This window comes from Aliikangiella litoralis (assembly GCF_052495765.1).
In genome coordinates this window covers 5,130,255-5,142,843 of record NZ_CP199292.1, presented here as the reverse complement: position 1 = coordinate 5,142,843, position 12,589 = coordinate 5,130,255, and the positions used below count along the sequence as shown (strand labels likewise).

At 33.9% G+C, this 12,589-nt stretch carries 7 protein-coding genes; 6 read left to right on the top strand and 1 reads right to left on the bottom strand.

Translation table 11 applies throughout. The annotated features are described in order from the left end of the window. Nucleotides 1-57: 57 nt before the first annotated feature. A complete protein-coding gene (locus tag ACT5E3_RS21445) occupies nt 58-4,116 on the bottom strand; it encodes an ATP-binding protein (protein WP_444995607.1) in 4,059 nt (1,352 codons plus the stop codon). 640 nt (nt 4,117-4,756) lie between these two features. Between ACT5E3_RS21445 and ACT5E3_RS21440 the strand changes: the two genes are divergently transcribed. The 6 genes from ACT5E3_RS21440 (at nt 4,757) to ACT5E3_RS21415 (ending at nt 12,562) form a co-directional block, all read left to right on the top strand. After that, entirely contained in the window at nt 4,757-5,140 is a 384-nt protein-coding gene (locus ACT5E3_RS21440) for a hypothetical protein (protein ID WP_444995606.1), read from the top strand. 195 nt (nt 5,141-5,335) lie between these two features. Then, nucleotides 5,336-6,253, top strand: a complete 918-nt coding sequence (locus ACT5E3_RS21435) for a hypothetical protein (RefSeq protein ID WP_444995605.1) — start codon at nt 5,336-5,338, stop codon at nt 6,251-6,253. A gap of 192 nt (nt 6,254-6,445) precedes the next feature. Continuing rightward, entirely contained in the window at nt 6,446-7,153 is a 708-nt protein-coding gene (locus ACT5E3_RS21430) for a hypothetical protein (RefSeq protein WP_444995604.1), read from the top strand. Between the two features lie 98 nt (nt 7,154-7,251). Next, on the top strand, nt 7,252-7,959 hold the full coding sequence (locus ACT5E3_RS21425; RefSeq protein ID WP_444995603.1) for a fimbrial biogenesis chaperone: 708 nt from the start codon (nt 7,252-7,254) through the stop codon (nt 7,957-7,959). 61 nt (nt 7,960-8,020) lie between these two features. Continuing rightward, on the top strand, nt 8,021-10,450 hold the full coding sequence (locus ACT5E3_RS21420) for a TcfC E-set like domain-containing protein (RefSeq protein WP_444998618.1): 2,430 nt from the start codon (nt 8,021-8,023) through the stop codon (nt 10,448-10,450). A gap of 243 nt (nt 10,451-10,693) precedes the next feature. Then, nucleotides 10,694-12,562, top strand: coding sequence for a tetratricopeptide repeat-containing diguanylate cyclase (locus tag ACT5E3_RS21415; RefSeq protein ID WP_444995602.1), 1,869 nt, complete (start codon nt 10,694-10,696; stop codon nt 12,560-12,562). Nucleotides 12,563-12,589 lie beyond the last annotated feature (27 nt).

Below are 12,589 nucleotides of genomic sequence, written 5' to 3'. Positions count from 1 at the left end.
TGATGAGGCCTTATTTTATGTTGGTAATTATGATGTTTTCTACTAGGAACGAAAAACTTAACTCATTTTTATTTCAAAAAAATCAGAAATATATTCGTTAGGTGTTTTTCCTGTATATTCTCTAAAGTATTCATAAAACCTTGCGTTGTTACTCATTCCTATCTCTGCTTGAATATACTTTATTGATGTATGTCCGGCCTCCATTAATTGTGCTGATTTTTCTAGTCGAAAAGTCCTTAAATAAGTGATAGGAGAAACTCCGGTTGCTATTTTTACCTTTCTTTGTAATGAACGACGTGACATATTTAGCATAGATGCGAGATCATCGAGTGTTAGATTTTTATCATTAAAGTTATTTTCAAGAATATCATTAAATTTATTCAGAAAAATTTTATTGATATTTTTATCCTCAGGATTGAAAGCACTGCTTTCGATTTTATTCATTGTTGGCGCATTATCTAGTTTTGAATTTTTAAGAAAATAACTCTGCTCAGATTTTAAGTCACGAAACTTAGCTTGTTTTAATATTTCTCTAACGGCAAAAATACTTTCAATTCTTATTAGTAATTCATCATCAAGAAATGGCTTTATCATGAAATCATCAGGGTGATGTTTATATGCGTCAATTCTAACATGATCTGTATTTTGGGCTGTTAATAGTAGGATTGGTATATGAGCTGTGAGCGAGTGATTTCTGAGTTCTTGAGTTAATTGAAAACCATTCATTTCTGGCATCATAACATCACTAATAATCAAGTCGGGTAACTCATTAATCGCAACATTAAGACCTTGATTGCCATCGTAAGCGATTGCGCATGAGTAGTCTTTTGAGAGTAAGTCGAATAAGTAGTTACACATTTCTAAATTATCTTCAACAATAAGCACTCTAAGCTTACTACTTTTTCTATTAAATGAAATGTTTGATAAATTCTGGTTTAAAATATTCGATTCACGTAAATGATAATATTCAGTTGATAGACTTAATTGACTGTTGATTTGCTCGGTTGTCATAGGTGTTAATCGTTCATCAGTTGAAGTAAGTGTATTATCTTCGGGTATATAGGCTGGTAACTCAATGGTGAAAATCGCACCTTTACCATGTTCACTATCGAGAGAAATAGAGCCTGATTGAACTTCAAGAAGTTCTTTAACTAGTGCCAAGCCAATACCAAGCCCATCGTGGCTTTCATCTATTTGAGAAAAGCGTTTAAATATTAGGCTTTGTTTATTCTTGGCAATACCAGGGCCATTATCTTCGACACAGATTCTGACAGAGTTATTTTTGCAAGAAGAGTATATTTTTACCCAGCCGCCATCTGCTGCATATTTTATAGCGTTGACAATCAGGTTTAAAAATATCGATTCTAATGAGTTTTCAATTACTTTAATGAATATATTTTTGTCTACGTTAACAATAACTTCTACTTTGTTTTCAATAGCGTAGGAATCAATTGAGGTAGTGATGTATTGAACAATAGCATATAAATTTCTGACGACTTTTTTGTCTTGTTCGACAGCACTTGTTTTTGATAAGCTGAGCAACTGGTCAACAATATGAGTCAAACGGTTTGAATTGTTTAGTGCAATATTTAGGTTTTTTGTAATTTCTTTTTCATTTTTTCTAGATGATTCTTTTAATGCTTTATTAAGCGGACCTAAGATTAATGTTAAAGGTGTTCTCAGTTCGTGAGAAATGTGAGAGAACAGCGTATTTTTTCTATCTAATAATTGTTTTACTTGTGCTGTTCGTTGAGATACTTCTTTTTCAAGTGATTTGGCTTGGCTTTTTAATCTTTTGGTTCTAATAAAAAGTAAACCATAGATTAATCCGATCAAGCTTGAAAAGTAGAGGAAGTAAGCGAACGGTGTTTGCCAAATACTGGGTAGTACAGTGACTTTTACCGATGCTGAGTGTTTACTCCAGACTCCACGTGCATTAGTTCCTTCTACAATAAACTGGTAGGTGTTTGGTGATAAATTTGTATAGTGAGCATTACTATTTTTGGTATAACGCCAGTCAGCATCAAACCCCTCTAATTTATATCGATATTCAATACCTTTCGTATTATAAAAGTCTAAGGATGAGAATTTAAATGTAATTGATTGATCCGTTGGTTGTAATTGATAGTTTGCTTTCGTTAATTGAGTTTGATCATTAATAATCACGTCAGTAATAACAATATTGGGAGACGATGTACCTTGAGTGATTTTACTTGGATTTACTTCAATAATTGAGCCCATTGCTCCAAAATAAATATTACCGTTTTTAGCGGTTAAAATAGAACGTGAATTCACACCTTGAGACGGATAGCCGTCATCATCAGAATAGACTTGATATTCCTTGCTGACAGTATCAAAATAGACTAAACCAATATTAGTCCCAAGCCATAAATTACCTTGGTGGTCATCTGTAATTGAAAGTATATTAATAATTTCATTATTATGATGAATTTGAAATGTTTCAAATTTATTATCGTTACCAGTTAAAGAGAAGGTGACTTTCCTTATTTCTTTAGAAACTGCATTAATCCAAAGTTCTCCTTTATTGGTTAATGCAGAATCTCGTATGCTATTGTGAGAGTTTAATAAGCTATAGTTTTTATCTTTTAGTCTTATGGAACTATTGGTATCTGAATTATAAATAACCATATTTGAAGCGGGGCCTCCACTAAGATAAAAATTATTATTTTTTAGTGGTTCAATATGACTTATAAAATTATCAAAAAGACCAGAGGATGCTTCATATGAAGTAACTTCTTCGGTATTAATGTTAATCCGATGAAGCTTATCCGAGCCCGCGAGAAGGTATTGATTACTGGTTAAAGCTATTCCTTCAATGTAGCCTCTTGGCTTTACTTTATACTGAACCCATTTTTTTGAATTGATAAAATATCTAAATACACCGTGACTACTACCAATAAAAAGAGAGTTATTGGGACCATTGATAAGTGCAGTAGCGTCAAAAGATTTAAATTTAGATGGTTTAAAGCTAGCAATTTTTTTTGTTATTAAGTTATAGCGTATTAATCCTTTTTTATTGCTGCCTATCCATAAGTTATTATCACTACCTTCAACGATATTATATAAACGAAGGTTTTTATCTTTACTTAATTCTATTTCTCGCAAAAAATTAGAGTACCTTATTCTTATGAGCTGTTTGTTTGAAGTTGCCCAAATATTGCCGGATGCATCTTTTAGCCTAAGCTCAATATCGCCATGTGGGGTTTTTTCAAGTAAGGGAGTAAGTCGATCTTTTTCTAAATCATGAGCTACTTTAGTTTGTGTATCAAACAAGCCTAACTTATTTTCTTTTGTGGTATACAAAATATCATGACCATTATAAAAAATTCCACTTGCAAACTGGGTGTCTGGAAGATAGTTTTTCCAAGAGTTTGTTTTTGCATTATATAAATTCAACCCTTGGTCAACTGTGCCAATCCATATTTCATCTGTACTACTTGTATTTTGGATGATAAAGTCAATAAGCATTTTTTTGATACAAACCTGGCTTTCGTTTTCTATTTTACAAAGTCCTCGAAAGTCAGAGCCTGAATAATAGAAGTGAGGTATGTTATTCGCGATCTTTATATGTAGAGAAGCACCTTTGTTATCAAACATCTTATAAGTATTTTGAGATGGGTTAAATAGAATGTTTGTACCCAGACTATTTAACCAAATTCGTCCTTGTTGATCCTCCGTGATATGATTAACAGTATGTGCAAACTTTTGATTAGGAGTATCCACATAGTCTTTAAAACTATCTGTGTTAGGCTCATATTGCATTAAACCTGATAGTCGCGAACTAATATATAATGTTTTGTTCTTGCTTTCATAAATATCACGAATAAATCGATCAGAAATAGAATTGTTTGTTCCTTGGTTGGGATGATATGTTTTGAAAGTGTTACCATCATACTTTACAAGCCCGGTTATTGTAGCTATCCAGATATACCCTTGATGATCTTGATACATTTTTTTTATATTGGTTTTCTGAAGTTGTTTAGAATGATGATGCTCAGAAGAGTAGAAAAATGGAATAGAGTCTTTATTAGAAAAAGCTAAAGCATGCTGACTATTAATTAATAGTATTAAAGTTGTAATAGCTTGTTTAAACATAAGTATTCCATTTTAGTATTGTTAAATAAGTCTTTGTTAATTTAGTAACTTAATAAGTAGTCAGGTTCTTTTTATTTTTTGTAAAAACACTTGTTACTTAATGTACAGCATAATTATTTTGAAAACTACTTTTGATATTGAACCTGTTTAAACTATCGGTTTTAGGTGATTGTATTAGTATTACTGGTGAAGACACGGGTTCGCAAATATTTTTCATTTTGTCCTTTGAACAATCGTTAAACAAACAATATTTTTACACGCCATTTTATTGATAGTGGTATTAATAACAATTGTGACAACGGATTTTGGCGTGTTTGTCAATCGTATTGGCGTGATTTGTACTAGCCATGATAAAGATGGTTTCAATTAATCAATACTTAGTCAGTTCAGTTTTCCTGGAATCAGCAAGGTTCGATTCTCAATTGTGACAAGTTTGATTGCAAAGATGCCATTATTGCATTGATGGTTTGAAAAAATAATAAGCGCAAATTAGTCTGCTTACGCCTTATCATGAACGATTAAGATTATGACTGGTGGACACTAAAATATTAATCATGACAGCAAAGGTTAGAAATTAAGATGAAGTCAGTAGTTGATTAAAGTTTTAGTTAAATAAAACTTAAATTATGAGGAAGAGATTGTGTTTAATTTTTCAATAAAGAAATGTTCGGGATTAGTGATTTTAATGGGATCATTATTGGCTGGGAATGCATGGGCTGGTTGTGATATTGATTATGTTAGAGATACTAAAGAGAATAGTAGTTTAGCTAAATTAATAGTAAAGTTTGATTCAAAGACTGGTGAGTGTGCAGAGAGTAACTGGGATTCTTTATTGTTTCGGTTTCTTGGAAAAAATGGTTTGAAGGTGAAATCTGACATGCCTTTCTCTTTGAGAAAAGAGAACAATCGTTTTTTAGATACTCAAGTTAGTCGAGGGGAAACGATTACTGTGATTATGTTTGTTCGTAATAGTTCTTCTGGAATGACGAGGCAGGTTGACTCTGCTGTTGAACGAATTCAGTAATTAGCTAAGTTCTTTAAGGTTTATTCTTACTAAACCACTAGCTGAGGCAGTGGTTTAGTTACAAACTAAGCGGTTTATCGATATTAGAATATGCAGAATAAGTTGAAGGTTGATTTTAATTATTATTTTTATATAACTTGCAATATAAATATTCTGTGTTACTGAGTTATTAACAAATTAGTGGGTTAATATACAATGTTTAAAAGAATAATTTTGTCGGTTTTGCTCATAGGGGGGATTGTTGCTTTATCTGTTGCTATTTTAAAAATAAATTTACAACAAGCAACAACTGCTGAAAGTCAGACCAACTTGGTTGGGATAACTAGGTTACCAGAGAATGAAAGTAAGGCTAGCCGAAACCCAAAAGCTTTAAAAGCGGCGCTAAGTGAACTTGAACAGCCTGTGGTTAGAGGGAGCCAACAATATACGGAGATGCTTCCAGAAAATTGGGTTGAAGTGAGTGGGTATAATGCAATTAGGCAATTTGTTGAAATTGAAGATCAAGCGGTAGAGGCCGTCAACAGCGATTATCTCAGTTATGATTTGGATACATTATTAACGCTTGCTGAGCAAGGTGATGGTTTAGCTCAACTTTATTATGCAATGAATGTTAAAAGCAGCAATCCTAAACAGGCGCTTCAGTGGTATGAAAAAGCTGCGATTAGTACTGGTTATACTGCAATTGTTGAAAAAATTGCTTTAGCTCATTACCAAAAAGCTTATCAAATTGCCCTTGAGCTTGAAGCGAGTGACAGTGAGCAAAGTGAAGCATATACCCATCTTCAAAAGCAATATCAGGAGGCATTTATTCAGTCAAAAACCTGGCTTAACTATGGAACTAAGCGTGGTGATCCATTGATTGCAGACTTAAATGATGCATTAACGCCGAACGTTAAGTATTTGACTCATAAGGCGTTAGATGAAGCTAATATTGAAGCTAAAGGAAGTCTTCTTTATCAGTCAATTATTGAAAAGCGCAACAGTTTAGGTTTACCAGACTTGCCCTTATTTAAAGCACCTGGTTTATCTCAGCTTGAAGCATGGATGGATACACAAGAAGAAACGGATTCTGCTGCATCAACTCTAGAATTTAATTTTAATCAAGAGCGATAGAATGATAGCTAGATAATCTGAACTTGGGATAAGAACAAATTGTATAAGGTAAATTGAGGTTTATTTTTTAATTTGATTTACTCAAGTATAGCATTTTATCGCCGATACTTTTATCTGATGGTTTTGTGAATAACACATAATCAATTAAAAATATAAAAGTTGGTCGTTTAAATTGTTAGGAAGTGGTTGAAAATGCTTGAGCAAAATGATTTACAGCAAAAATCTCGATTGGGTATTATTCTCATTAATCGAGGCTATATTACACAAGAGCAATTAGATACTGCACTCAAACATCAGCAACATACTAATTCAAGACTCGGCGAGCTTTTATTAGAATTTAATTTCATTGATAAGAATCAATTAGCTCGTGCGCTTAGGCGTCAGAATTGGACTCGTTCAATTGCAGCAACTGTTGCATTAGTACTAACGCCATTGAGCCCCGTATTTGCGGCTGGTCCAGGTAATACCGGCACTTCATCTAAAACTTCTGCACAAATTAATATGACGGTTGTACCTAAGTCTATTACGACAGGGCCTGCCAGCCTGTTATTTAACTCTCGAAGAGGCCCATCCCAAGTGAGCGATGGATTATGCACCAGTAATCTGGGAGCTGATATTTATCGGATTAAGGCGTCTGGTTCTGGAAAGAAAGGGCAATTTGTATTATCTAACCCGAATTATGGTGAGTTGAGTTATCAGGTGGCATATAAGCATCAAAATAACCAGTTTGAAAAATTAGATATGGCAAAAGCTTCTCGTAACTTTCAAAATGCGCGACCAGTAAACCTATGTGCAGATTCAGCAGCCAATCGGTTAAAGGTTTCACTTAAAAACCCTCAGTCTGTTAGCTCGAAAAGTAGCTATTCTGGCTATTTGACCGTCACAATTGTGCCAGAATAATACACATTAATGATATTTAGAATATGAGTTAAGTTATTAAATTAATTGACTTTTAAGTTGATAGCTTCTGTAATAGAAGAAAACAGCAGAGGTTGATTGTGCGTCATTTCATACTCATTTTTACGATACTTTTCACCCCACCGACTTTTGCCGGGCTATCATTAAGTCAAGCGATAGTCCATTTTGAGGAAAGTGGTCGGAAAAGTGAAGATGTTGATGTATTTAACCAAGGCCCAGATATTTTGTATGTTCGAATAGAGCCTTCCGTTATTCTAAACCCCGGTAAAGCTAATGAGTCTCGTAAAATTTATCGTGATCCAAAAGAGGCTGGTCTTTTGGTAACGCCTCAGCGAATGGTTTTAGCTCCGGGTTCGCGTAAACGCTTGAGATTTGTACGTCTGGATAACCCTGATAAGGCAACTCAAGATAAGGTTTTTCGAGTTCTGGTGAAACCAGAAATTGGTGAAGTAAAATCAAGCCAAACTGCGGTGAAAATTATTGTCGCGTATGAAGTGTTAGTATTATCGCAGCCCAAAAAACCTCAACCTCAGTTAGTTTCATCGTTTAAAGGAAGGTGGATGACTGTCACTAACCGAGGGAATACAAATGTGCTATTGCAAAAAGGTCACCAATGTCCTGTAGGTGAAAGCATTAAAAATGAGCCTAATCAATGCGTAGAGTTAGCAGGCAAGCGACTTTATGCTGGTAATAGTTGGCAAGTTGAAGTACCTTTTTTAACACCAGTCAATTATCGAATATCGGTAGGATTAAATCATTCGATTATTAATTTCGAACGTAAAAATTAGTCAATACTCAGTAAAAAAGCTGAAACTCTCCATTTTATCGGTTTTGGTTATTTTTATTGTGATGAATATTATTCCTAAAATTTATGCAGCTGAGCCTGTTGAAAAAGAAACACTCTCTCAATATTCTGCTGTTGTTACGACAACTCCACCTCCCGGCTTTGAAGACTTATTAGAACCTCAACTCGCATTAGTTGATATTTTTTATAATGATCGTTTAGTTGGTTCAAGCATGGCTCAATTTACCACAGAGCAAATTATCTTTGAGTCACCGTTAGAAGTTGTCAATTTTCTTGCTAATGTAAAAGAGCCAGATATTTTACTCAAATTGCTTTCTGTTCCATTAGCGATTAATTCTGTTTTAGTTTGCCATTACCAAGGACAGCCTGACTGTGGAGTATTAATACCTGAAAATATTGGTATTATTTTTTCGGAAGGACAACTACGTGTCGACTTATTTATTAATTCACACTTGCTAAAAGCTGCCCCACTAGCTATTGATAAATATTTGCCACCTTCGACAAGTGGTCTGTCGATGATCAATGCGTTTTCTATCATTGCGTCTGGTGGTGAGCAAAGAGAAGATATTTATACTGCTCGAGTAAATAGCTTGTTAAGTTATGATAATTATCGCTTGTTTACTAATCTCGAAACCGATGATAAGAATGGTACAAGGCTTGATCAACTGTCTTTAACCTATGAGTATCGAGATATGGCTTACCAAGTAGGTTCATTCCGAACTTTAACGCAATCAAGTGGCTTTTTTGAACAACGTGATCTTTTAGGAGTAAGAGTTCAATCATCGTTAGCTAGTAGAACTGATTTAGAACAAGTGTCGGGGACTCGACTATTTGTTTTTCTTAATGAGCATTCTAGAGTAGAAGTCTATAAAGATGGTCAATTGATTGATAGTCGCAGTTATCAAGCGGGTAATATAGAGCTTGACTCACAAAATTTTCCACAGGGATCTTATACATTAGAAGTTAAAATTATTGGTGATAGTGGTAAAGAGACAACGGAAAGCTATTTTTATTCAAAATCTCTACAGTTGCCGCCAATTAGTGAAACTTTATTTTTTGCTGAGTTAGGTTATCCTGAAGACGATAAGATAGAGTCAACTCCCGTGCCTAAATCGAAAGCGCTTGGTCGAATTGGAATAGTGACACGGCCGACTGATTTTATGGGGGTTAATAGTGCTATTGTTGTAAATAGTGAACAAGAAATTTTAGAAATTGGCAGTTTTTGGTTTGGAAACCAAATTGAGTTTCAAACTAATCATGCGCTTAATCAAGATGAAGAACATGCGGCTTATTATTTATTAGGCTTGCGTCATGCCGATTTTTTTCTATCAGCAAGTTATCGAAGAACCTATAGTGAACCGTTAGATATTATTGATCCTAGTCTACGATTAATAAAACCAAACTCCCGGCAAACAGCCATTAACCTTGGCTTACCTTTTTCAAATTCTATGTTAAATTTATTTGCTAGAACAGGAGAGCAGGAAGGTAAAAACAACTTTAAAAACATTGGCTTAAGTTGGCGTAAAAATATCTATCAATCGGGCAATATATTGATTGACTGGACTATTGATGCAACCAAGGAAAATGATGATAAGCGAATAATGAGTGGTTTGACTTTACGGTTTTTAAATAAAAAATATAATGTTAACTCGACTATTGCACATAATCAGTACGAGACACCACAGAGTCAATCAAATCATCTAGATAAAAATGCACGTATTACTTACCGTAACCCTGACTCATCAATTGGAGCGGTAAGTCATAGTTTCAATGTTACAGAAACCGAAGGTCGGCTAAGTAGCCTTTTTCAGTCTGAAGTAGGAAATGATTATGGGTATGGCAGGTTGATTTTAGAAAATATCAAAAGTGATCCCGATGCGCTTAATGATCCAACATTAAGTACCAGCAAGACGGGGTATTCTATGACCAGTCACTTTAATTTTGTAACCGATGGGGGTGACGTCGCTTTAGGTGGCGATCGGCAAAATACCGCTGGAGTAATGATTAATCTTCAATTTTTTGAGTCAGATGAATTATATTTTTCTGTATTCATTAATGGAGTTGAGAAAACTAGAATAAAAGCTGGAGATAATAGCTTTATTGCATTGCCTCCTTACGATACTTATCGAGTGGTTTTGTCACCAGTAGGTGAAACTTTAGTGAGTTTTGATGATACGCCAAAAATATTTACTCTGTATCCAGGTAATGTTGAAAGTTTAAGTTGGCAGATTGAACAAGTAAAAGTGATTGTGATGCAGTTAATTAGTTTTCAGAATAAAGAGTTTAGTAATGCAAGACTACAAGATGAAGAACTATATGCAAGAACTGATGATATGGGATGGGTTCAAATGGAAGTGAAGTCATCGGGAGAATTAGTCTTTATTAATAATAATGGTGAACTTTGTAAGGTTTATATTTCTTCAAATGAACTAGATGAAATGGTTAATTATCTTGGTGTTAAAAAGTGTTATTAAAACCGAATGATTATAGAGTATTGCTAAGTTTAGCAATACTTCTCTGAATTTGTTATTGAGGTTTCAGTGTGGAAGTTTGAGTAAATGATGATGGTTTACTAGGCTGTAGAATTATGCTTAATGTCAATTAGCAAAAAGTACAGACATGAACCATACTTTATAATTTAAAGTAGATTAGTGTGATATAAGGAAATTTAAGCACTTTTAATGGGCGCGTGTAAAATCTTTTTGAGAAAATAATCGATGAAAATGAAGAATATTTTAAAGGCTATTTTACTCTGTATTGGGGCTATATTATCGCAGAGTAGTAGTGCAGAGCTTGCAGAAAGTGAAAGTTTAAAAATTTCTCAGCTAGGTGAGAAAAATCCTTTAGAAGCAATCGCTTATATTAATTCTCAGCTTAAATTACATGAGCAATCATCTATAACTTATCTCGATTATCTTTACGCTAAAGCTGAACTTTTAACTAGTACTCATAATGATAAGGAACAACTTAACCTAACAGCAGAAGAAGGGCTGAAGTTAAGTCACTCTCAGGATGATAGACGCTATTATGCCGGTTTTTTGAATATAAGAGCTATCATTGAACAAAATAATGGTAACTACAGTGAATCTTTAAAGGTCGCTGAACAAGCGATAGAAATAGTACAAAACTCACTAAAAGGTAATAATGGGGATGATTATTTACTTGGTAACGCCTACTCTATTAAAGGACGCTCGTATTATTATTCGGGTGATTTTAATGAAGCGGCAATAGCTTGGAAAAAATCTTATGATTTTTTTGATAAAGGCAACTTTCATAAACTGAAAATTTTTATTATTAATGATTTAGGTAATCTTGCTAGTAGTTTAGGTAATTTTGATGAATCAATCCGACATTTTGAAGAAGCTCTAGCTTATTTTTCTGAGCGCAATATGGAAGCTAGTACTGGAGCCGTTTTATTTAATCTTGGATTAAACTATCGTTCCAATGGAAAGCTTGATAAAGCGGTTGAATATTTTACTAAAGCTAAACAAGTAGGGGAAAAATATGATGATACGTTGACACAAGCGCATACCAATCAACTTTTGGGAGAAGTTGCAGGAATACAAGGTAATTATGAACTTGCAGAAAAATATCTTAGGGAAGCAACCGGCTTTTTCCATTTATCAGGAAACTTCTCTAAGGAGTTTTCTGCCAGAATAAGATTAACAGAAACGCTTATTTATATGAATGAGTTTGACAAAGCTAGACAAAATTTAAAACAGGCAAGTTCCCAACTTGAACGGGTTCAAAACGATGGAGTCAAGCTTGATTTTATTAGAGTTGAGGCTGTCTTCTATGAAAAGCAGAAAAACTTTGAAAAATCGTTAGAAAAATATAAAGAATTTCATAACAAATACGAACAACTTATCAATGAAGCCAATCAAAAGAAAATTCATGAAATGACTAATAAGTTTACCAATGAAAGAGAAAGAGCAAAAAACAAATTACTTGAGAAAAAACTGGCATTAGAAAAGTCACAAACACAAAACGAAGCACAAAAGAAACAAAATATTCAGGAATTGCTGTTAATTGCAGTTTTTGCATTTTTATTGCTGTTATATTTGTTCAACAAACAATATAAACTTAAACAACGACTTGCGCTTCAGGCATTGGAAGATGAACTGACCGGATCCTTTAATCGTAGGGCAATACTTGAAAAAGCTGAAGAGCAGTTTAATACGGCAAATCGTTATAAAAGTAAACTAACCGTTGGTATTTGTGATCTCGACCATTTTAAACAAGTGAATGATACTTATGGCCATGACGCTGGAGATCAAGTTTTAAAAGCTTTTGCTAAAGCTAGCTTAGATAGTATTCGTAATGTCGATTATTTTGGCCGATTTGGTGGTGAAGAGTGGTTGTTTATTTTTCCAAATACCAGTGCAGAAGAAATATCAATAATTGTTGAACGCATTAAAAATAACCTATTAAAAATAGAATTACCTTTACCAAAAACCCCAACTTTTAGCTTGGGAATTACAACTATTAATGAGCAAGATAAAAGTATATTAGATATAATAAAACGGGCGGATGAAGCGATGTATCAAGCCAAAGAATCTGGCCGTGATCGAATAGTTAAAATATAGTTTACGATAGGTTGATCAATAACTTTC